The sequence below is a fragment of the Streptomyces sp. NBC_01808 genome, from assembly GCF_035917395.1.
GTDB lineage: Bacteria > Actinomycetota > Actinomycetes > Streptomycetales > Streptomycetaceae > Streptomyces.
On the sequence record NZ_CP109072.1, the window covers coordinates 1,631,940 to 1,653,060 of the forward strand.

At 73.2% G+C, this 21,121-nt stretch carries 20 protein-coding genes; 10 read left to right on the top strand and 10 right to left on the bottom strand.

The window, feature by feature from the left end:
* Position 1 precedes the first annotated feature (1 nt).
* The 4 genes from OG946_RS06835 to OG946_RS06850 form a co-directional block, all read right to left on the bottom strand.
* The gene (locus OG946_RS06835; protein WP_101425177.1) at positions 2 to 337 is read right to left on the bottom strand and encodes a non-heme iron oxygenase ferredoxin subunit; all 336 of its coding nucleotides are present in this window, start codon (positions 335 to 337) and stop codon (positions 2 to 4) included.
* Positions 334 to 1,515: a Fe-S cluster assembly protein SufD gene (sufD, locus tag OG946_RS06840; RefSeq protein WP_125934229.1), complete on the bottom strand. Its 1,182-nt coding sequence runs from the start codon at positions 1,513 to 1,515 to the stop codon at positions 334 to 336. The genes OG946_RS06835 and sufD overlap by 4 nt, the downstream gene beginning before the upstream one ends.
* 74 nt (positions 1,516 to 1,589) lie before the next feature.
* Positions 1,590 to 3,020 (bottom strand): Fe-S cluster assembly protein SufB, encoded by a 1,431-nt coding sequence (sufB, locus tag OG946_RS06845; RefSeq protein WP_326795244.1) that lies wholly within the window; start codon positions 3,018 to 3,020, stop codon positions 1,590 to 1,592.
* Positions 3,017 to 3,778 carry a helix-turn-helix transcriptional regulator gene (locus OG946_RS06850; RefSeq protein WP_326800167.1) on the bottom strand — a complete coding sequence of 254 codons (762 nt, stop codon included), beginning with the start codon at positions 3,776 to 3,778 and terminating at the stop codon, positions 3,017 to 3,019. Before OG946_RS06850 ends, sufB begins: the two co-directional genes overlap by 4 nt.
* 181 nt (positions 3,779 to 3,959) lie before the next feature.
* Here OG946_RS06850 and OG946_RS06855 point away from each other — a divergent pair, with 181 nt between their 5' ends.
* From OG946_RS06855 to OG946_RS06865, 3 genes are all read left to right on the top strand, one after another.
* The gene (locus tag OG946_RS06855) at positions 3,960 to 4,895 is read left to right on the top strand and encodes an ABC transporter ATP-binding protein (protein ID WP_326795245.1); all 936 of its coding nucleotides are present in this window, start codon (positions 3,960 to 3,962) and stop codon (positions 4,893 to 4,895) included.
* Between the two features lie 129 nt (positions 4,896 to 5,024).
* Positions 5,025 to 5,816, top strand: a complete 792-nt coding sequence (locus tag OG946_RS06860) for an ABC transporter permease (RefSeq protein WP_326795246.1) — start codon at positions 5,025 to 5,027, stop codon at positions 5,814 to 5,816.
* Between the two features lie 88 nt (positions 5,817 to 5,904).
* The gene (locus OG946_RS06865; RefSeq protein ID WP_326795247.1) at positions 5,905 to 6,888 is read left to right on the top strand and encodes a COX15/CtaA family protein; all 984 of its coding nucleotides are present in this window, start codon (positions 5,905 to 5,907) and stop codon (positions 6,886 to 6,888) included.
* A 43-nt stretch (positions 6,889 to 6,931) separates the two neighbouring features.
* Here the strand turns inward: OG946_RS06865 and OG946_RS06870 are convergent, their stop codons facing one another.
* Both OG946_RS06870 and OG946_RS06875 read right to left on the bottom strand, forming a co-directional pair.
* Complete coding sequence (locus tag OG946_RS06870; protein ID WP_326795248.1) at positions 6,932 to 7,429, bottom strand: hypothetical protein; 498 nt, start codon at positions 7,427 to 7,429, stop codon at positions 6,932 to 6,934.
* Positions 7,430 to 7,471: 42 nt separating this feature from the next.
* On the bottom strand, positions 7,472 to 8,413 hold the full coding sequence (locus tag OG946_RS06875; protein WP_326795249.1) for a heme o synthase: 942 nt from the start codon (positions 8,411 to 8,413) through the stop codon (positions 7,472 to 7,474).
* Positions 8,414 to 8,663: 250 nt separating this feature from the next.
* Here OG946_RS06875 and tkt point away from each other — a divergent pair, with 250 nt between their 5' ends.
* From tkt to pgl, 5 genes are read left to right on the top strand one after another with little or no spacing between them, the layout of a single operon-like run.
* Positions 8,664 to 10,763, top strand: a complete 2,100-nt coding sequence (gene tkt, locus OG946_RS06880) for a transketolase (RefSeq protein WP_326795250.1) — start codon at positions 8,664 to 8,666, stop codon at positions 10,761 to 10,763.
* A gap of 38 nt (positions 10,764 to 10,801) precedes the next feature.
* Positions 10,802 to 11,920, top strand: coding sequence for a transaldolase (tal, locus tag OG946_RS06885; RefSeq protein ID WP_326795251.1), 1,119 nt, complete (start codon positions 10,802 to 10,804; stop codon positions 11,918 to 11,920).
* 6 nt (positions 11,921 to 11,926) lie between these two features.
* Positions 11,927 to 13,456, top strand: a complete 1,530-nt coding sequence (gene zwf / locus OG946_RS06890) for a glucose-6-phosphate dehydrogenase (RefSeq protein WP_326795252.1) — start codon at positions 11,927 to 11,929, stop codon at positions 13,454 to 13,456.
* Positions 13,453 to 14,508: a glucose-6-phosphate dehydrogenase assembly protein OpcA gene (gene opcA, locus OG946_RS06895; RefSeq protein ID WP_326795253.1), complete on the top strand. Its 1,056-nt coding sequence runs from the start codon at positions 13,453 to 13,455 to the stop codon at positions 14,506 to 14,508. Before zwf ends, opcA begins: the two co-directional genes overlap by 4 nt.
* Positions 14,509 to 14,518: 10 nt before the next feature.
* The gene (pgl, locus tag OG946_RS06900; RefSeq protein WP_326795254.1) at positions 14,519 to 15,301 is read left to right on the top strand and encodes a 6-phosphogluconolactonase; all 783 of its coding nucleotides are present in this window, start codon (positions 14,519 to 14,521) and stop codon (positions 15,299 to 15,301) included.
* A gap of 40 nt (positions 15,302 to 15,341) precedes the next feature.
* Here pgl and OG946_RS06905 read toward each other — a convergent pair whose 3' ends face one another.
* A complete protein-coding gene (locus OG946_RS06905; RefSeq protein ID WP_326795255.1) occupies positions 15,342 to 16,427 on the bottom strand; it encodes a BadF/BadG/BcrA/BcrD ATPase family protein in 1,086 nt (361 codons plus the stop codon).
* Positions 16,428 to 16,537: 110 nt separating this feature from the next.
* Here OG946_RS06905 and OG946_RS06910 point away from each other — a divergent pair, with 110 nt between their 5' ends.
* Entirely contained in the window at positions 16,538 to 17,299 is a 762-nt protein-coding gene (locus tag OG946_RS06910) for an SIS domain-containing protein (RefSeq protein ID WP_326795256.1), read from the top strand.
* On the opposite strand, the gene OG946_RS06915 is transcribed toward OG946_RS06910, so the two are convergent.
* Positions 17,269 to 17,610, bottom strand: coding sequence for a SpoIIE family protein phosphatase (locus OG946_RS06915; RefSeq protein WP_326800168.1), 342 nt, complete (start codon positions 17,608 to 17,610; stop codon positions 17,269 to 17,271). The genes OG946_RS06910 and OG946_RS06915 overlap by 31 nt on opposite strands.
* On the opposite strand from OG946_RS06915, the gene OG946_RS06920 reads away from it, so the two are divergent.
* Complete coding sequence (locus OG946_RS06920) at positions 17,507 to 17,986, top strand: hypothetical protein (RefSeq protein WP_326795257.1); 480 nt, start codon at positions 17,507 to 17,509, stop codon at positions 17,984 to 17,986. The genes OG946_RS06915 and OG946_RS06920 overlap by 104 nt on opposite strands.
* Positions 17,987 to 18,097: 111 nt before the next feature.
* On the opposite strand, the gene pgi is transcribed toward OG946_RS06920, so the two are convergent.
* Together pgi and OG946_RS06930 are read right to left on the bottom strand one after the other, a co-directional pair.
* Entirely contained in the window at positions 18,098 to 19,750 is a 1,653-nt protein-coding gene (gene pgi / locus OG946_RS06925) for a glucose-6-phosphate isomerase (RefSeq protein ID WP_326795258.1), read from the bottom strand.
* Between the two features lie 10 nt (positions 19,751 to 19,760).
* A complete protein-coding gene (locus OG946_RS06930) occupies positions 19,761 to 20,987 on the bottom strand; it encodes an MFS transporter (protein WP_326795259.1) in 1,227 nt (408 codons plus the stop codon).
* Positions 20,988 to 21,121: the final 134 nt, after the last annotated feature.

Below are 21,121 nucleotides of genomic sequence, written 5' to 3' on the forward strand. Positions count from 1 at the left end.
TTCAGGACTCCTGGGTGACGGAGACGAGCACGTCGTCCCCTTCGATCTTGACGGGGTACACGGGGACGGGGCGCGTCGCGGGCAGCCCGGAGGGCTTGCCGGTACGCAGGTCGAAGGTGGAGCCGTGCAGCCAGCACTCGATCTGGCAGTCCTCCACCTCGCCTTCGGAGAGCGAGACGTTCGCGTGCGAGCAGATGTCGTAGATCGCGAACACCTCGTCCCCGGTGAGCACGACCGACACCGGCGTGCCGCCGAGGTCCACCCGCTTGGGGAGGTCCTCCTCCAGCTCGCTCAGCGCACAGGCGCGTACGTACGTCGCGTTGGTCGTGTCGGTCATGCCACGGACGCCTCCAGCTCGGCCTCGATCTTCTCGATCAGGCGCTGCTCGACGTCCTCGATGCCGATCTGCTGCACCAGCTCGGCGAAGAAGCCGCGGACGACCAGCCTGCGGGCCTCGTCGGCCGGGATGCCGCGGGCCATCAGGTAGAAGAGCTGCTCGTCCTCGAAGCGGCCGGTGGCCGACGCGTGGCCCGCGCCGACGATCTCGCCGGTCTCGATCTCCAGGTTGGGCACCGAGTCGACGCGGGCGCCGTCGGTGAGCACCAGGTTGCGGTTCAGCTCGTACGTGTCGGTGCCCTCGGCCCGCTTGCGGATCAGCACGTCGCCGATCCACACGGCGTGCGCGTCGGCGCCCTGGAGCGCGCCCTTGTACGCCACGTTGCTCCGGCAGTGCGGGGCGTCGTGGTCGACGAACAGGCGGTGCTCCTGGTGCTGTCCCGCGTCGGTGAAGTACAGCCCGTACAGCTCGGCCTCGGCGCCCGGGCCCGCGTAGTGCGCCCGGGGGTGCAGCCGGACCAGGTCGCCGCCGAAGGTGACGATCACGGACTTGAAGCTGGCGTCCCGGCCGATGAGCGCGGACTGCTGCGCGACGTGCACGGCCCCGTCGGCCCAGTCCTGTACGGAGACGACGGTGAGCTTGGCGCCGTCGCCGAGCACGTACTCGGTGTTCTCGGCGAGCACCGCGTCGCCGGTGTGGTCGATGACGACGACGGCCTCGGCGAAGGCGCCCAGCTCGATGAGCTGGTGCCCGTACGAGACACCGCCCTCGCCGTGCACCGAGACCCGGATGGGCTCGGTGAGCTGCGTGTCCTTCGGCACGGTCACGACCGTGGCCTTCTCGAACGAGGAGTACGCCTGGGCGGCGATCCGGTCCACCGGGGTGCCGGCCCGGCCCAGCCGGGCGTCGTCGCGGCCGACGGTCTCGACGGTGACGCCGTCGGGCGCGGTGATGGCCGTCTTGGGCTCGCCGGTGGCGGTGGCGCTGCCGTCGTGCAGCCCGCGGGTCCGCTCCAGCGGGGTGAAGCGCCACTCCTCCTCCCGGCCGTGCGGAACCGGGAAGTCGGCCACGTCGAAGGACGGCGGTGCGCTCATCCTGGTGGCGACGGTGGACTCGGCGGCCACCGCGATGCTTCCGGCGGCGGTGGAGCCGGCCGGGATCTTCTGGGCGTCGGCCATGACTGTTCTCGTACTCGCTTTCTCGGGAATCGTCTCGAAGGCTGTTCCGGCCGGTGCGGGCGTACGGCGTCCTGCTAGCCGACCGCGCCCTCCATCTGCAGCTCGATCAGCCGGTTGAGTTCCAGCGCGTACTCCATCGGCAGCTCCTTGGCGATCGGCTCGACGAAGCCGCGGACGATCATCGCCATCGCCTCGTCCTCGGACAGGCCGCGCTGCATCAGGTAGAAGAGCTGGTCGTCGCTGACCTTGGAGACGGTCGCCTCGTGGCCCATCGTCACGTCGTCCTCGCGGACGTCGACGTACGGGTAGGTGTCCGAGCGGGAGATCGTGTCGACCAGCAGCGCGTCGCAGAGGACGTTGGACTTCGAGTTCTCCGCGCCCTCGCCGATCTCGATCAGGCCGCGGTACGAGGTCCGCCCGCCGCCCCGCGCCACCGACTTGGAGACGATGTTGGACGACGTGTTCGGCGCCATGTGCACCATCTTGGCGCCGGCGTCCTGGTGCTGGCCCTCGCCGGCGAAGGCGACGGACAGCGTCTCGCCCTTGGCGTGCTCGCCCATCAGGTAGATCGCCGGGTACTTCATGGTGACCTTGGAGCCGATGTTGCCGTCGACCCACTCCATGGTCGCGCCCTCGTAGGCCACCGCGCGCTTGGTGACCAGGTTGTACACGTTGTTCGACCAGTTCTGGATCGTGGTGTACCGGCAGCGGGCGTTCTTCTTCACGATGATCTCGACGACCGCCGAGTGCAGCGAGTCCGACTGGTAGATCGGCGCGGTGCAGCCCTCGACGTAGTGCACGTACGCGCCCTCGTCGACGATGATCAGCGTCCGCTCGAACTGGCCCATGTTCTCGGTGTTGATCCGGAAGTAGGCCTGCAGCGGGATCTCGACGTGCACGCCCTTGGGGACGTAGATGAACGAGCCGCCGGACCACACCGCGGTGTTGAGGGAGGCGAACTTGTTGTCACCGGGCGGGATGACCGTGCCGTAGTACTCCTTGAACAGCTCCGGGTGCTCCTTGAGCGCGGTGTCGGTGTCCAGGAAGACGACGCCCTGCTCCTCCAGGTCCTCGCGGATCTGGTGGTAGACGACCTCCGACTCGTACTGCGCGGCGACGCCGGCGACCAGGCGCTGCTTCTCCGCCTCGGGGATGCCGAGCTTGTCGTAGGTGTTCTTGATGTCTTCGGGCAGGTCCTCCCAGGACTGGGCCTGCTTCTCGGTGGACCGGACGAAGTACTTGATGTTGTCGAAGTCGATGCCGGAGAGGTCGGAGCCCCAGGTGGGCATGGGCTTCTTGCCGAAGAGCCGCAGGCCCTTCAGCCGGGTCTTCAGCATCCAGTCGGGCTCGGACTTCTTGCTTGAGATGTCCCGGACGACGTCCTCGGACAGGCCGCGCTTGGCGGCGGCGCCGGCCGCGTCCGAGTCGGCCCAGCCGTACTCGTAACGTCCCAGGCCTTCGAGCTCGGGATGCTCCGGGGAAGCGGTCTCGATGGGCGCAGTCATGCGGGGTTCCTCCCGGATGTCGGTGGCTGCCTGCGAGCGTGGTGCTCGCGGATTTCGGGGACGAACGTCGTACACACCCCGTCGCCGTGGGCGATGGTGGCCAGACGCTGCACATGGGTGCCGAGCAAGCGGGAGAAGACCTCGGTCTCCGCCTCGCAGAGCTGCGGGTATTGCTCGGCGGTGTGCGCCACCGGGCAGTGGTGCTGACAGAGCTGCTCGCCGGGGGCTCCGGGCGCGCTGCGCGCGGTGGCAGCGTACCCGTCCTCGGAGAGCAGCCGGGCGAGGGCCTCGACCCGGCTCTCGGGGGGCATGCCGGCCAGCTCCGCGGCGTACCGCTCGGCCTGCTCGGCGACCCGGTCGCGGGCGAAGGCGGCGACGGCCGCCTCGCCCCGCACGCCGCCGCCCGCACTCTGGGCGATCCAGCGCAGCGCGTCGGCGGCGAGCTGGTCGTACGCCTGGTCGAAGGCGTCGCGGCCGCAGTCGGTCAGGGCGAAGACCTTGGCCGGCCGGCCGCGTCCCCGGGTCCCGTAGACCCGCTGGTCGCGGGGTTCCACGATGCCCTCGGCGACGAGCACGTCGAGGTGCCGCCGGACGGCGGCGGGGGTGAGTTCGAGCCGGTGGGCCAGGTCGGCGGCGGTCGACGGGCCGTGGTCGAGGATGGAGCGGGCCACGCGGTTGCGCGTCCCGTCAGCGGGCACGGCAGCACCGGCGGCCGGCCCGGCCGCCTGGTCCTTCGCCGTGCTCCCACCCGGGTCCACGTTTTTCACAACGCCATTGTTGCTTAATTCGCCGGGGTGCGACAAGCCGGGTCTCGATCACCGTGCGGTGGAATGCGTCACTTAGGGTTACCTAAGTTCCGCGCGGGATCCGCCCACCTCCTGGCGTGAACCCTCCCGGGGCGGCGCCGGCCGGGCCCGCGGGCTCTTTAGACTCGCACTCATGCAACAGCCCTCCACCGACGCGGCCGTCGCGGTGTCCGGCCTCGTCAAGCGGTACGGCGAGAAGACCGCCGTGGCCGGGCTCGACCTGACCGCCGCCCGCGGCGACGTCACCGCCGTCCTCGGCCCCAACGGCGCGGGCAAGACGACCACCGTAGAGGTCTGCGAGGGCTACCGCCGTCCGGACGCCGGCACCGTCCGCGTCCTCGGCCGCGACCCCCTCGCCGACGCCGCGGAGCTGCGCCCCCGGGTCGGCGTGATGCTGCAGTCCGGCGGCGTCTACCCCGCCGCCCGCGCCGAGGAGATGCTGCGGCACGTCGCCCGGCTGCACGCCCACCCCCTCGACGTCGTCGCGCTGATCGAGCGGCTGGGCCTCGGCTCCTGCGGCCGCACGCCCTACCGCCGGCTCTCCGGCGGCCAGCAGCAGCGGCTCGCGCTCGCCATGGCCGTCGTCGGCCGCCCCGAGCTGGTCTTCCTCGACGAGCCGACCGCGGGCCTCGATCCGCAGGCCCGCCGCGCCACCTGGGAGCTGATCCGCGAGCTGCGCGCCGACGGGGTGTCCGTGGTGCTCACCACCCACCACATGGACGAGGCGGAACAGCTCTCCGACAAGGTCGCGATCATCGACGGCGGCCGGCTGCTGGTCGAGGGCACCCCGGAGGAGCTGTGCCGGGGCGGCGCGGAGAACACCATGCGCTTCACCGGCCGCGCGGGGCTCGACCTCGGCTCGCTGCTGAAGGCGCTGCCGACGGAGACCGCGGCGCTGGAGCTGGCCCCGGGCTCGTACCGGATAACCGGCGAGATCAACCCGGAGCTGCTGGCCACGGTCACGACCTGGTGCGCGCAGAACGGGGTGCTGCCGGAGCAGATGACGGTGGAGCGGCGCACGCTGGAGGACGTCTTCCTGGAGCTGACGGGGAAGGACCTGCGCTCGTGAACGGCACCATCCGGGGGTACGGGGGTCGCCCCCCGGGAGACCGCAGCCTGGAGCTGACGGGGAAGGACCTGCGCTCGTGAACCGCATCCCGGGAGACTGCACCTCGGAACTGGGAAAGGAGCCGCGCCGATGAGTGCTCGGCAGGCGGGGACCGGCGTCTACGCGCCTCGTCCCGGGGCGGCGCCGCTGCGCCGCATGGTCGCCGCGCAGGCAGGGCTGGAGACCCGGCTGCTCCTGCGCAACGGCGAACAGGTGCTCCTCACCATGATCATCCCAGCGGTGCTGCTGCTGCTCTTCAGCACGGTCGACGTCGTCGACACCGGACCCGGCCAGCGGGTCGACTTCCTCGCCCCCGGCGCCATCGCGCTCGCCGTCCTGGCCACCGCCTTCACCGGCCAGGCCATCGGCACCGGCTTCGACCGCCGCTACGGCGTGCTGAAGCGGCTCGGCGCCTCGCCGCTGCCGCGCACCGGGCTGATGGCGGCGAAGGCGGCGGCGGTGCTCGCCACGATCGCGCTGCAACTCGTGCTCCTGACCGCCATCGCGCTGGCGCTCGGCTGGTCGCCGCGCGGCGGGGCCGGCGGTGCGCTCGCCGTGGTGCTCCTCGTCGCGCTGGGCACGGCCGCGTTCTCCGGTCTGGGGCTGCTGATGGCCGGCACGCTGCGCGCGGAGGCGACGCTCGCCGCGGCGAACCTCGTCTTCGTCCTGCTGCTGGTGGCGGGCGGCGTCATCGTGCCGCTGGAGAAGTTCCCCGACGGCGCCCGCGCGGTGCTCGAAGTGCTGCCCGTCGCGGCCCTCTCGGACGGGCTGCGGGACGTCCTCCAGGACGGCGGCGGCATGCCGTGGGGCGACCTGGGGCTGCTGGCCGGCTGGGCGGTGCTGGGGCTCGCGGCCGCCGCGCGGTTCTTCCGCTGGGAGTGACCCCGCGCCGACCGCGTCTTACGGGTACGGAAACGGGCGGCTCACCCCTCGTGAAACCGCGCACAAGGAGCGGCATACGATAGGCGCCGTGCAGAACCCCCTCGCCCACGTCGCCGACCGCTGGACCCCGACGCAGAAGACGGTCCGGCGCGCGACGCTCTCAGCACTGCTGATGAGCATCGTCATCGTCGTCACCGGGGGCGCCGTCCGGCTGACCGGCTCCGGGCTCGGCTGCGACACGTGGCCCAAGTGCTCGAACGACAGCCTGCTGGCGACCTCCGAGATGGGCGTGCACGGCGCCATCGAGTTCGGCAACCGGCTGCTCACGTACGTGCTGTGCGCCGCCGTCGGCTGGGCCATCGTCGCCGCCCGCGCCACCAAGCCGTGGCGCCGCGAGCTGACGCGGCTGGGCTGGGTGCAGTTCTGGGTGGTCATGGGCAACGCCGTCCTCGGCGGCGCCGCGGTCCTCACCGAGCTGAACCCGTACACCGTCGCCGCGCACTTCCTGCTCGCCACCGGGCTGATCACGATCACGTACCTCACCTGGCACCGCGCCCGCGAGGGCGACGGCGGGCCCGACCTGCTCGTCGGCGCCGTGGTGCGCCGGCTGACCCGGGCGCTGGTGGCGATGTCCGTCCTGCTGCTGGCCGCCGGCACCGTCGTGACCGGCACCGGGCCGCACGCGGGCGACTCCAGCGACGTGCCCCGGATGGGGTGGATCAGTTGGGACCACGCGGCGAAGGTGCACTCGTTCACGGCGTGGGCGGTGATCGCCCTGACGATCGCGATCTGGGTGACGCTGAAGCTCGTCGACGGCCCGCCGGGGCCGCTGTCCCGCACCCGGGACCTGTTCCTGGTGCTGATGTCGCAGGCCGTCGTCGGCTACGCGCAGTACCTGACCGACGTGCCCGAATTCCTGGTCATGATCCACCTGTTCGGTTCGACGCTGGTGTGGATCGCGGTGCTGCGGGTGGTGGTCTCGCTGCGGCACCGGCCGGAGGTGACGCCCGCGGAGGTCCCGCCGCCGGCGGTGCCGGCGGAGGCACGGCCGGTGGGGTCCTCGGCCCCGTAGCGGCGCACGGCCCGCGAGGGCGGCCGTAGCGGGCGCTCCTCGGTCAGCCGGTCTTCTCGTCCGCCTCGGGCTTCCCGGAGGCCGCTTTCTCGGCGGTCTCCGCTTCCTTCCCGCCGTCGGCGTCCACGGCCGAACCCTCCTCGGCGGCCGTCTCCGCACCGGACTCCGCGGCGGCGTCTGCGGCCTCCGGCTCAGGCTCCGGCCCGGTCCCGGGCTTCTTCCGCGCCACGCCCGGATTCGGGTGGCCGCCCATCTGCATTCCGGCCATCCGCGTCCACTCGTACGGGCCGGTCCGTACCCCCGCCGCCAGCTCGCCGTCGAAGTCCTCCTGCAGCGCCACCCCCGCGGCCTCGGCCGCCGCCGTCGCGCTCCGCATGCTCGGCGCCACCAGGTCGCCCCACGTGCCGTCCGCCCCGACCAGCACCAGCCGGGCGCCCGGCTCGCCGAGGTACGCGACCTGCCCCCGCGCGCCGCCGTGGCGGCCGGCGAAGGACTCGATCTGCCGGGTGAGCTTGCGGGTCCTGCGGTCGTCGTCGCTCATGCCGCAGATGCTACCCGCCGGTAAGTCGGCGCAGGAAGGGACTCAGCGCAGGAACGGGTCCACGGCCACCGCGATGAACAGCAGCGACACATAGGTGATCGACCAGTGGAAGAGCCGCATCTCCTTGAGCTTCGCGCCCACGACCCCGCTCTTCGCCCGCCGCAGCAGCCCGTGCGCCTCGCGCAGCCACACCGCGCCGAGCACCGCGGCCACCACCGGGTAGAACCAGCCGGTGTAGCCCAGCGGCCACAGCAGCAGGGAGACGGCGACCATCACCCAGCTGTAGGCGACGATCTGCCGCGCCACGACCTTGTTCGACGCCACCACCGGCAGCATCGGCACCTTGACGCGCGCGTAGTCGTCCCTGACCTTCATCGACAGCGGCCAGTAGTGCGGCGGCGTCCAGAAGAACATCACCAGGAAGAGGATCAGCGAGGCCCAGGAGACGGAGTTCGTCACCGCGGACCAGCCGATGGCGACCGGCATGCAGCCGGCGATGCCGCCCCAGACGATGTTCTGCGAGGTGCGCCGCTTCAGCAGCATCGTGTAGACGAGGACGTAGAAGAGGTTCGCACCGAGCGCGAGCGCCGCCGACAGCGGGTTGACGAGTGTGGCGAACCACACGGTCGAGACCACCGTCAGGGCCAGGCCGAAGGCCAGCCCCTCGGCGGGCCGGACCATCCCGGTCACCAGCGGCCGCTGCTCGGTGCGGTGCATCAGCGCGTCGATGTCCCGGTCCAGGTACATGTTCAGCGCGTTGGCACCGCCGGCGGAGAGGTAGCCGCCGATACAGGTGGCGAGCACCAGCCACAGGTCGGGCACGCCCTCGGCGGCCAGGAACATCACCGGAACGGTGGTGATGAGCAGCAGCTCGATGATGCGCGGCTTGGTCAGCGCCACGAACGCCTTGACCCGGGCACCGGTCGGCCGGTGCGCAGTGCCCTGCCCGAGTACCCCTGCGGGTCGGGATTCGACGGCCGTCACGGACACCTCTGCTCGGGGTCAAGGGATTCTGTACGTCGTCACTGTAGACGCTGCGTATCGGCCCCCCGCGCGGGGGGTGCCCCGTGTTGGGGCCGTGCGCACCGGCCCCCGGGGCGGGCGCCCGGAGCCGTCCGGCAGGCGCGACCGGCCCGGCAACGGCAGTCTGGATTTCAGCGGGATAGGCTCGAAGGGCCCGGTGCTTTCCGGTCGCCGGAGTTCCCGACCGTGGAGAGAGGAGCCCTGAACAAGGGTGAGCACGCAGCCGACCACCGACTTCGAGTGGAACGAACTGGACGACCGCGCGGTGGATACCGCACGCGTTCTGGCAATGGACGCCGTACAGAAGGTCGGCAACGGCCACCCCGGCACGGCGATGAGCCTGGCCCCCGCCGCGTACACGCTCTTCCAGAAGGTGATGCGGCACGATCCCGCCGACCCGCAGTGGACCGGCCGGGACCGCTTCGTCCTCTCCGCGGGCCACTCAAGCCTGACCCTGTACACCCAGCTCTACCTGGGCGGGTTCGGCCTTGAGCTGGCCGATCTGGAGGCGTTCCGCACCTGGGGCTCCAAGACCCCCGGGCACCCCGAGTACGGCCACACCGCCGGTGTCGAGACGACCACCGGCCCGCTCGGCCAGGGCGTCGCGAACGCCGTCGGCATGGCGATGTCCGCGCGCTACGAGCGCGGCCTCTTCGACCCCGACGCCCCCGCCGGCACCTCCCCGTTCGACCACCACATCTGGGTGGTCGCGGGCGACGGCTGCCTCCAGGAGGGCATCTCGCACGAGGCGTCCTCGCTGGCCGGCCACCAGAAGCTGGGCAACCTCATACTGCTCTGGGACGACAACCACATCTCCATCGAGGGCGACACCGCCGCCGCCGTCTCCGAGGACACCGTCGCGCGCTACGAGGCGTACGGCTGGCACGTCCAGCGCGTCGCGCAGAAGCCGAACGGCGACCTCGACCCCGAGGCGCTGTACCGGGCGTTCCAGGAGGCCAAGGCCGTCACCGACCGGCCGTCGTTCATCGCGGCCCGCTCGATCATCGCCTGGCCGGCACCGAACGCGCAGAACACCGAGGCCGCGCACGGCTCGGCGCTGGGCGCGGAGGAGGTCGCCGCGACCAAGCGGGTCCTCGGCTTCGACCCCGAGCGGGACTTCGAGGTCGACGCCGGCGTGCTCGCGCACGCCCGCGCGCTGGGTGCGCGCGGCGCGGAGGCGCACGCCAAGTGGGACAAGCGGTTCACCGCCTGGCGGGAGGCCCACCCCGGGCGCGCCGCGGAGTTCGACCGGATCCGCGCGGGCGAACTGCCCACGGGCTGGGCGGACAAGCTGCCGTCGTTCCCCGCCGGCAAGGCCGTCGCCACCCGCAAGGCGTCGGGCGAGGTGCTGAAGGCACTCGGCCCGGTGGTGCCGGAACTGTGGGGCGGCTCGGCCGACCTCGCCGGGTCCAACAACACCACCATCCCCGGCTCGACCTCGTTCCTGCCCGCCGACAACCCGCTGACCGACGCCGACCCGTACGGCAGGACCGTCCACAACGGGATCCGCGAGCACGCCATGGCCGCCGCCATGAACGGCATCACGCTGCACGGCAACACCCGTGTCTACGGCGGTACGTTCCTGGTCTTCTCCGACTACATGCGCAACGCGGTGCGGCTGTCGGCGCTGATGCACCTGCCGGTGACGTACGTGTGGACGCACGACTCCATCGGCCTCGGCGAGGACGGCCCGACCCACCAGCCGGTCGAGCACCTGACGAGCCTGCGCGCGATCCCCGGGCTGAACGTGGTCCGCCCGGCGGACGCCAACGAGACGGTCATCGCCTGGCGCGAGATACTGCGCCGCTACACCAAGGAGTACGGCGTCGGCGCCCCGCACGGCCTGGCACTGACCCGGCAGGGCGTGCCGACGTACGAGGCCAACGACGACACCGCCCGCGGCGGCTACGTGATGTTCGAGGCCGAGGGCCCCGGCGGGGAGGACGCCGAGCCGCAGGTCATCCTCATCGGCACCGGCTCCGAGGTGCAGCTCGCGGTCGCCGCCCGTGAGCAGTTGCAGGCCGAGGGCGTGCCGGTGCGGGTGGTCTCGATGCCCTCCGTGGAGTGGTTCGACGAGCAGCCGCAGGAGTACCGCGACGCGGTGCTGCCGCCCGCGGTCAAGGCCCGGGTGGCGGTCGAGGCGGGCGTCGGGATGACGTGGCAGCGCTTCGTCGGGGACGCCGGACGTGTCGTCTCCCTGGAGCACTTCGGCGCCTCCGCCGACCACAAGGTCCTGTTCCGCGAGTACGGGCTCACCGCCGACGCCGTCGCCGACGCCGCCCGGGAATCCCTGCGCGCCGGAAATCGCTGACGGTTACAGACGACACGATGTCAGGAGATGCAATACCGATGACCGACGCACTCGAGCGCCTCTCCGGTGAAGGCGTCGCGATCTGGCTCGACGACCTGTCCCGCAAGCGCATCACGTCCGGCAACCTCGCCGAACTGATCGACGAGAGCCACGTCGTGGGCGTGACCACCAACCCCACGATCTTCCAGAAGGCCATCTCGGCGGGCGACGGCTACAACGGCCAGCTCACGGACCTCGCCACCCGCGGCGTCACCGTCGAGGAGGCCGTCCGCATGATCACGACGGCCGACGTCCGCGACGCCGCCGACGTGCTCCGCCCGGTGTTCGACGCCACCGAGGGCCTGGACGGCCGGGTCTCGATCGAGGTCGACCCGCGGCTCGCCCACCACACGGCCGCCACCGTCGCCGAGGCCAAGCAACTGGCCTGGCTGGTGGACCGGCCCAACCTGTTCGTGAAGATCCCCGCCACCCGCGCCGGGCTGCCCGCCATCACGGAGGTGCTCGGCAAGGGCATCAGCGTCAACGTCACGCTGATCTTCTCCCTGGAGCGCTACCGCGAGGTGATGGACGCCTTCCTCGCCGGCCTGGAGCAGGCGAAGGCCGCGGGCCTGGACCTGGCGGAGATCCGCTCGGTCGCCTCGTTCTTCGTCTCCCGCGTGGACACCGAGGTGGACAAGCGGCTGGACGCCCTGGGCACCGACGAGGCGAAGGCGCTGCGCGGCAAGGCCGCCGTCGCCAACGCCAGGCTGGCGTACGAGGCGTACGAGGAGGTCTTCTCCTCGGACCGCTGGCTCGCGCTGGAGAAGGCAGGCGCCCACAAGCAGCGCCCCCTGTGGGCGTCGACCGGCGTGAAGGACAAGGCGTACAAGGACACGCTCTACGTGGACGACCTGGTCGCCCCGGGGACGGTCAACACGATGCCGGAGTCCACGCTGCACGCCGTCGCCGACCACGGCGGGATCGAGGGCGACGCGGTGCGCGGCACGTACGCCGGGGCCCGCGCCGACCTCGACGCCCTGGAGAAGCTGGGCGTCTCGTACGACGAGGTGGTCGGCCTGCTGGAGGACGAGGGTGTGGAGAAGTTCGCGAAGTCCTGGACCGATCTGCTCGACTCCACCCGGGAAGAGCTCGACCGCCGTGCACCGAAGGGGGCGTAGTCGACGGTGACCGGCTCTGACACCAACCCGCTGCGGGACCCGCAGGACCGGCGCCTGCCGCGGATCGCGGGTCCCTCGGGCCTGGTGATCTTCGGCGTCACCGGCGACCTGTCGCGCAAGAAGCTGATGCCCGCCGTGTACGACCTGGCGAACCGGGGGCTGCTGCCGCCGGGCTTCTCCCTGGTCGGCTTCGCCCGCCGGGAGTGGGCGGACGAGGACTTCGCGCAGGTCGTCCACGACTCGGTCAAGGAGCACGCGCGCACGCCGTTCCGCGAGGAGGTGTGGCAGCAGCTCTCCGAGGGCTTCCGGTTCGTCCAGGGCGACTTCGACGACGACGAGGCGTTCGAGCGGCTGCGCACCACCATCGAGGACCTGGACAAGGCGCGCGGCACGGGCGGGAACTTCGCGTTCTACCTCTCCGTGCCGCCGAAGTTCTTCCCGCTGGTCGTCCAGCAGCTCAAGGAGCACCGGCTGGCCGACCCGGCCGGTGACTCCTGGCGGCGCGCGGTCATCGAGAAGCCCTTCGGGCACGACCTGAAGAGCGCCGAGGAGCTCAACCGGATCGTCCACGAGGTCTTCGAGCCCGACCAGGTCTTCCGCATCGACCACTACCTGGGCAAGGAGACCGTCCAGAACATCCTGGCGCTGCGCTTCGCCAACACGATGTTCGAGCCGATCTGGAACCGGTCGTACGTGGACCACGTGCAGATCACCATGGCCGAGGACATCGGCATCGGCGGCAGGGCCGGCTACTACGACGGCATCGGCGCCGCCCGTGACGTCATCCAGAACCATCTGCTGCAACTGCTGGCGCTGACCGCGATGGAGGAGCCCACGGCCTTCGACGCGCAGGCGCTGGTGGCGGAGAAGACGAAGGCGCTGGAGTCGGTGCGGCTGCCGGAGGACCTGGGCCGGCACACGGTACGGGCGCAGTACACGGCCGGCTGGCAGGGCGGCGAGAAGGTGCGCGGCTACCTGGAGGAAGAGGGCATCGACGCGCACTCCGGCACCGACACCTACGCCGCGATCAAGCTGGAGATCGACAACCGCCGCTGGGCGGGCGTGCCGTTCTACCTGCGCGCCGGCAAGCGGCTCGGCCGCCGGGTGACGGAGATCGCCGTCGTCTTCCAGCGGGCGCCGCACCTGCCGTTCGACACCACCGACACGATGGAGCTGGGCCAGAACGCCCTGGTGATCCGCGTCCAGCCGGACGAGGGCATCACCGTGCGGTTCGGCTCCAAGGTCCCGGGCACGTCGATGGAGGTGCGGGACGTGACGATGGACTTCGCCTACGGCGAGTCCTTCACCGAGTCCAGCCCCGAGGCGTACGAGCGGCTGCTGCTGGACGTACTCCTCGGCGACGCGAACCTCTTCCCGCGCCCCCAGGAGGTCGAGCTGTCCTGGAAGATCCTCGACCCGATCGAGGAGCACTGGGCCAGGCACGGCAAGCCGGCGTCGTACACCGCGGGCACCTGGGGGCCGAAGGCGGCGGACGAGATGCTGGCACGAGACGGACGGAGCTGGCGGCGGCCATGAACATCGACCTCACCGAGACCACCTCGGCCCAGATCAACGCCGCGCTCGTGGGCGCCCGGCGGGCCACCGGCACGCCGGCGGTCGGCATGGTGCTCACGCTGGTGATAGTCACCGACGAGGGCAACCACTACGACGCGCTCAAGGCCGCCAGCCAGGCGTCCAAGGAGCACCCGTCGCGGATCCTGGTCGTCATCAAGCGGCCGGGGCGCTCCCCGCGCGAGCGCGCGCTGGCGCGGCTGGACGCGGAGGTGCGCGTCGGCAACGAGACGGACACCGGCGAGACGGTGCTGCTGCGGCTGCACGGCGAGCTGGCGGGGCACCCGGAGAGCGTGGTGCTGCCGCTGCTGCTGCCGGACGCGCCGGTGGTGGTGTGGTGGCCGGAGGACGCGCCGGACACCCCGGCGGAGGACCTCCTCGGCCGGCTCGCCACCCGCCGCATCACGGACGCGGCGGCCTGCGAGGACCCGGTCGGCGCGCTGCGGCAGCGGGCCACGGCGTACGCGCCGGGGGACACCGACCTGGCGTGGACGCGGATCACGCCGTGGCGCAGCATGCTGGCGGCGGCGCTCGACCAGCGGCACGCGGCCATCGAGTCGGCGGTGGTGGAGGGCGAGGAGTACAACCCCTCCACCGAGCTGCTGGCGCTGTGGCTGGCCGAACGGCTGCGGGTGCCGGTGGAGCGCACCGGCTCGCCGGGCCCGGGGCTGACCGCGGTGCGGCTGCTGACGACGGACGGCGTGATCTGCCTCGACCGGCCGAACGGCGCGCTGGCGGAGCTGGCGGTGCCGGGGCAGCCGGAGCGGCACGTGGCGCTCAAGCGGCGCACGACGGCGGAGCTGATCGCGGAGGAGCTGCGGCGTCTCGACCCGGACGAGGCGTACGCGCACGCGGTGGCGTACGGCGTCGAGCGGCTGGCGCCCGCGGGGGCGGTGGAGGCGGACGTAGCAGAGGCGGAGGCGGAAGCCGGGGCCGGGACCGCGAAGAAGGCGGCGCAGAAGAAGCAGCCGGCGAAGAAGGCCGCGGCGAAGTCGTCCTCGGCGAAGTCGTCGTGAACGGGGCGCCGTGAGCACGCCGCAGATCGTCGTCCACCGCGACAAGGAGCTGATGGCCGAGTCGGCCGCCGCCCGGCTGATCACGAAGGTCGTGGACGCGCAGTCCGCCCGGGGCGCGGCGTCGGTCGTGCTCACGGGCGGCCGCAACGGCAACGGCCTGCTGGCGGCGCTCGCCGCCGCCCCGGCCCGGGACGCGGTCGACTGGTCGCGGCTGGACCTGTGGTGGGGAGACGAGCGCTTCCTGCCCGCGGGCGACCCCGACCGCAACGCGACCCAGGCCAGGGAGGCGCTGCTGGACGGGGTGCCGCTCGACCCCGCGCGGGTGCACGAGATGCCGGCGGCGCAGGCGGAGTTCGGCGCCGACGCGGACGCGGCGGCGGCGGCGTACGCGCGCGAACTGGCCGCCGCGGCCCGGCCGGAGGACCACGGGCCGGTCCCGGCGTTCGACGTGCTGCTGCTGGGCGTGGGCCCGGACACGCACGTCGCGTCGCTCTTCCCCGAGCTGCCGGGGGTACGGGAGACGGAGCGCACCGTCGTCGGCGTCCACGGGGCGCCGAAGCCGCCGCCGACGCGGATCTCGCTGACGCTGCCGGCGATCAGGGCGGCGCGGGAGGTATGGCTGCTGGCGGCGGGCGAGGACAAGGCGCGGGCGGCGGCGATGGCGCTGTCGGGCGCGGGCGAGATCCAGGCTCCCGCGGCGGGCGCCCGCGGCCGGACCCGCACCCTCTGGCTCCTGGACCGCCCCGCCGCGGCCCTGCTCCCCCCGGCGCTGTACCCGCCGGCGTCGCCGTAGCGGGAGGACGGGCAGCGGTGCGCGGGAGGGCGGGCTCGCGTCAGAGCATCGCACGGGCCAGCGCCACCGCGCCCGCCAGGCCGTCCGGCACCGGGGCCGGGGTCACGTCGTACGGGCGCATGCGGGCCGTGAAGCGGGGCAGGAGGGGGCCCGCGGGGGCCAGGAGCGCGCCGGTGGTGACCAGGGGCTCGCCGGGCGCGGGGGCGAGCACGGCGACCGTCTCGGCGAGGTGGTCGGCGGCCTCGTCCAGGATCGCCCCGGCCACCGCGTCACCGGCCGCCGCGGCCCGTACGACCACCGGGCAGAGCCGCGCGATCTCCACCGGCGCCCCCGCGAACCCGGCATCCACCAGCGCGATCCGTACCACCGGATCCCCCGCGGTCCCCCGAGCCGTCCGCCCGGCCGCGCCGCCGCCCCGCGTCCCCCGGGCCGAGCCCCGCTCCCCTGCGCGCCCCGCTCCCGAGTCCGCCGCAGCCGCCTCGGCATCCCCTCCCCGCGCCCCGAGAGCCCGCTCCCCCGGCTCTCCACCGACCGTCGCCGCCGTCAGCAGCCCCACAAGCGCCGTCGCCGGGCCCCTGCCGTCCAGGGACCGCAGCGCCGCTCGCAGCGCCTGCCGGGCGATCCAGAAGCCGCTGCCCTCGTCGCCCAGGAGCCAGCCGTGGCCGTCGATCGTGGCCGTCTGCCGCCGGGCCGCGATCCGGGCCGCCGAGGCGCCCGTGCCGGCGATCGCCACCACCCCCGCCGCCGGTGCGCCCGGGCCCGCCGCGAAGGCGATCTCCGTGTCGCCGCGGATCTGCACCTGCACCGGCCGGACCCCGCCCCGGCGCAGCGCCCTGCGCAGGGCCGCGTGCGCCACCCGCGTGCCCGCGTCGTCCGGGTTGCGGGGCTCCGCGCCGGCGACGCCCGCGACCACCGCAGCGATCCGCCCCGTACCCGCCGCCTGGGCCGCCTCCGCCAGCGGCGCCACGCACGCCGCCAGCCGGGACGTCAGCACCTCCGGCGGCACCGAGCGCGGGTTCCCCGCCCCCGCCGACGCCGTACGCAGCACTCCGCCGCCCGCCGAGCGCGCGAGCGCCGCGCGGATCCTCGTCCCGCCCACGTCGATGCCGATGACCAGCTTCTCCACTGCCCGCTCCCGGTGGTCGGCCCCGCACCGCGCCCTTGACGCGCCGTGCGCGACTGCCTGAGATTGGCCCCGCGTACGGCACGTTGTCCAGACCACTCCCGGGAGCACCGATGACCCTCAAGCCGATCAGCGCAGCCGCCTTCACCGCCGCGGCCCTGACCTCACTCCGGCGGGTGGCCGAGGGGCAGCGCGCCGAGGTCGGCGCCGCCGCGACGGTGTTCGCGGACGCGCTGGGCGGCGACGGCGTGATCCAGGCGTTCGGCACCGGGCACTCCGAATCGCTGGCGACCGAGATCGCCGGCCGCGCCGGCGGCTTCGTACCGACGAACAAGATCGCCCTGCGGGATCTCGTGATCTACGGAGGCGAGCCCCCCGCGCTGCTCTCCGACGCCAAGCTGGAGCGCGACCCCGCGACCGCCCGCCGGCTGTACGAGCTGGCCGCGCCGCACCCCGCCGACGCCTTCGTCATCGCCTCGAACTCCGGCATCAACGGCTGCGTCGTGGAGATGGCCGCCGTCGTCAAGGAGCACGGGCACCCGCTCGTCGCGATCACCTCGCTGGCCCACGGCGCCCGCGCCGAGTCCCGGCACCCCTCAGGCAAGCGGCTGACCGACCACGCCGACGTGGTGCTCGACAACGGCGCCCCCTTCGGCGACTCCGTGCTCACGCTGCCCGGCGGCGGCACGGCGTGCGCGGTGTCGTCGATCACCGGGGCCCTGCTCGTGCAGCAGGTCGTCGCCGAGGCGATCCGGCTGCTGCTGGAGCGCGGCGCCACGCCGCCGGTGTACCTGTCGGCGAACATCCCGGAGGGCGACGCGCACAACGCCGCCCTGGAGGCCCGCTACGCGGGCCGGATCCGCCGCGGGGCGTAGCGCAGCAGCACCAGCGCCGAGTCGTCGTGCAGTTCGGGCGCCCGGTCCGTGAGGTCGCGCCGCAGCGCCGCCAGCACGTCCGCGGGCGGGCGCTCGCGCGGCGCGGGGGCGTAGCGCTCCGCCAGCGGGAAGAACTCGCCCGACGCGCTGCGCGCCTCCAGCACGCCGTCGGTGGTCAGCAGCAGCTCGTCGCCCTCGGCGAGCGCCATGGTGATCTCCTCCGCGTCCTGCAGGGACCGCGACAGGCCGAGGCCCAGCGGCGGGCCGCCGGGCAGGTCGGTCTCGCGTACGCGGCCCGCGGCGCTGCGCAGCCACGTCCAGCGGCCCCGCGCGGGCGGGCGGCGCGGGCAGCAGGGCCTGCTGCACGACGTTGGCGACCCGGATGACGCCGGTGAGCCGCCGCTCGCGGGCGAGGCGCTCGCGGTACACGACGAGCCCGACCACGGTGGCGCAGCCGATGGCGAGGATGCCCGACCAGAAGCCGAGGTCGAGCTGCCTGAAGTTCCACCAGCTCAGCGCGGTGCCGAGGATCAGCGCCCCGGCGCCGGCGACGAGGATCGCCCGGCGGGTGCCGTTGACCGCGACGAACACCGGCACCACGGCGAACAGGGCCTCCATCGTGTGGCCCTGCGCCGCCGCGATGTCCACGGCGGTGGCGCCCGCCAGAAAACCCCCGCGACCCAGTAGGAGGTCCCGCGCAGCCACCGCATCTCTCCAGGCTGCCGCGCGGGACCCCGCCCCGCCAGCAGAACGCCGCCGAACGCCGCAGGTCAGCGCCGTTCGGCGGCCTTCGGTGCGTCAGCGCCCGCGCAGCGCCCGGTAGGCGTCGACCAGCGCGAGGGTCGAGCCGTCGAGACCGGGGACCTCCGTGCCGTCCGCCAGCGCCGGCTCCAGCCGCTTGGCCAGCACCTTGCCCAGCTCGACGCCCCACTGGTCGAAGGAGTCGATGTCCCACACCGCGCCCTGCACGAAGACCTTGTGCTCGTAGAGCGCGACGAGCTGCCCCAGCACCGAGGGCGTGAGGCCGTCGGCCAGGATCGTCGTCGTCGGGTGGTTGCCCGGGAACGTCCGGTGCGGCACCTGCGCCTCGGGCACGCCCTCGGCCGACACCTCCGCCGCCGTCTTGCCGAAGGCGAGCGCCTGGCCCTGGGCGAAGAGGTTGGCCATCAGCAGGTCGTGCTGCCCGGTCAGCTCGCCCAGCTCGGGGACCGGCCGGGCGAAGCCGATCAGGTCGGCGGGGATCATCTTGGTGCCCTGGTGCAGCAGTTGGTAGTACGCGTGCTGCCCGTTGGTGCCGGGCGTGCCCCAGACCACGGGCCCGGTCTGCCAGCCGACGCGCGCGCCGTCGCGGTCGGTGGCCTTGCCGTTGGACTCCATGTCGAGCTGCTGGAGATAGGCGGTGAACTTCGACAGGTAGTGGCTGTACGGGAGCACGGCGTGCGACTGCGCGTCGAAGAAGTTGCCGTACCAGATGCCGAGGAGGCCCAGCAGCAGCGGCGCGTTCTCCTCCGGCGGCGCGGTGCGGAAGTGCTCGTCGACGAGCCGGAAGCCGGCGAGCATCTCGCGGAAGGCGACCGGGCCGATGGCCACCATGAGGGACAGGCCGATGGCCGAGTCGTACGAGTAGCGCCCGCCGACCCAGTCCCAGAACTCGAACATGTTGTCCGTGTCGATGCCGAACTCGGCGACCTTCGCCGCGTTGGTCGACAAGGCGACGAAGTGCTTGGCGACCGCCTCGTCGCCGGCGCCGAGGCCCGCCAGCAGCCAGCGCTTCGCGGCGGTGGCGTTGGTGATCGTCTCGATGGTGGTGAAGGTCTTGGAGGCGATGACGAACAGCGTGGTCTCGGGGTCGAGGTCGCGCACGGCCTCGTGCAGGTCGGCGCCGTCGACGTTGGAGACGAAGCGGACGGTCAGATCCCGCTGGGTGTACGCGCGCAGCGCCTCGTACGCCATGGCCGGGCCCAGGTCGGAGCCGCCGATGCCGACGTTGACGACGGCGCGCACCGGCTTGCCGGTGTGGCCGCGCCACTCGCCGGAGCGGACCCGGTCGGCGAAGGTGGTCATCCGGGTCAGCACGTGGTGCACGCCGGGCACCACGTCCACCCCGTCCACCTCGACGGACTCGGCGCTGGGGGCGCGCAGCGCGGTGTGCAGCACGGCGCGGTCCTCGGTGATGTTGATCTTCTCGCCGCGGAACATGGCGTCGCGCAGCTCGGCGACACCCGTCGCGGCGGCCAGTTCGCGCAGCAGGCGCAGGGTCTCGTCGGTGACGAGGTGCTTGGAGTAGTCCAGGTAGAGATCGCCGACGCGGAGCGTGTACCGGCGGCCGCGCTCGGGGTCGGCGGCGAACAGCTCGCGCAGGTGGGTGGCGCCGAACTCCTCGCGGTGCTTGGCGAGTGCGTGCCACTCGGGGGTCTGGTCGAGCCTGGTGCGTGACGTGGTGTCGGCCATGCCGTCCAACCTAATTGATCCCGGAGCGCGCCGCCGGTCCGAGCGCGACCACCCCGAGGCCGGTGAGGACGGCGGCGGCCAGCGCCGGGGTGTTCTCCCCCAGGGAACCGGCGAGCACCCCGCCGAGCACCGCCCCGAGCGGCACCACGGAGATCGACAGGGTACGGAACGCGGCGCTGGTCCGGCCGATGGCCCCGGCGGGGCTGCGCCGCTGCAGGACGGTGATCTCGGTGGCGGTCCAGAGCATCCCGGCGAAGCCGAGGACGGCGAGCGCGGCGCCGGCCGCGGGGAGGCTGCGTACGGTGCCGAAGGCGGTCAGGCACGCCGCCTGGGCGAGGCCCGCCCAGACCAGGGTGCGCGGGGCCCCGAGGGCCGCGGAGACCCGGCCCGCGGCCACGCCGCCGGTGACGCTGCCGATGCCGTACGCGGTGAGCGCGAGGGCGTAGCCGGTGGTGCCCGCGCCGAGCCAGCCGGTCAGGTGCAGCACGAGGGTGGCGACGAGGGCGCCGAACCCGGTGTTGGCGACGACGGTGGCCGCGCAGACGCCCCGGAGCACCGGATCTGCCCACAGGCCGCGCAGCCCGTCTGCGACGTCCCGGCGCAGCGGCGTCCGGGGCCGCTCGGCGGCGGGCCGCCGCCGGTGCGGCAGGCCGGCGACCAGGGCGGCGGCCAGCAGGTACGAGGCGGCGTCCACGGCGTACGGCACGGCCGCCCCGGCGCCGACGAGCACGGGCACCAGCGGCGTACCGGCGAAGCGGTGCACGGCCTCCTGGCCGGCCAGGAGCCGCCCGTTCGCGGTGCCGAGGGCCGCGGTGGGCACGACGACGGGCAGCAGCGCGGTGGCGGCGTTGTCGAAGACCGTCTGGAGCGCGGTGAGCGCGAAGGCGAGGACGAGGAGCAGGGCGATGCCGGCCCGGTCCTGCCACACCGCGAGCGCGAAGGCGGCCATGAGGAGTCCGCGCAGCACGTCCGTGATCCACATCGCGCGCCGCTGGTCGACCCGGTCGGCGAGGGCGCCGCCGATCAGCCCGAAGAGCAGCCAGGGCAGGAAGCCGCAGGCGGTGACGAGCGCGACGAGCAGCGCGGAGTCGGTCAGCTCGACGGCGAGCAGCGGCAGCGCGGCGCCCCGCAGGGCATCACCGAAGCGGGAGACGACGGCGGCGGACCACAGCCGCCCGAAGCCGCCGCGCCAGGCAGGTGCGGCGGTCTGCCGCGGGTGGGTGGTCTCGGATCGCATGCCGGGACCGTAGGTACGCGGGTACCCGGGGCACCTCGGGCGGTTGCCCTATCCGCCGCCTCAGATGGGGCGGCCGGTCCTGCGGCGTGACGGCTCGGCGCGCACGACGGCGCGCTGCCGGTACCCGTGCCGGT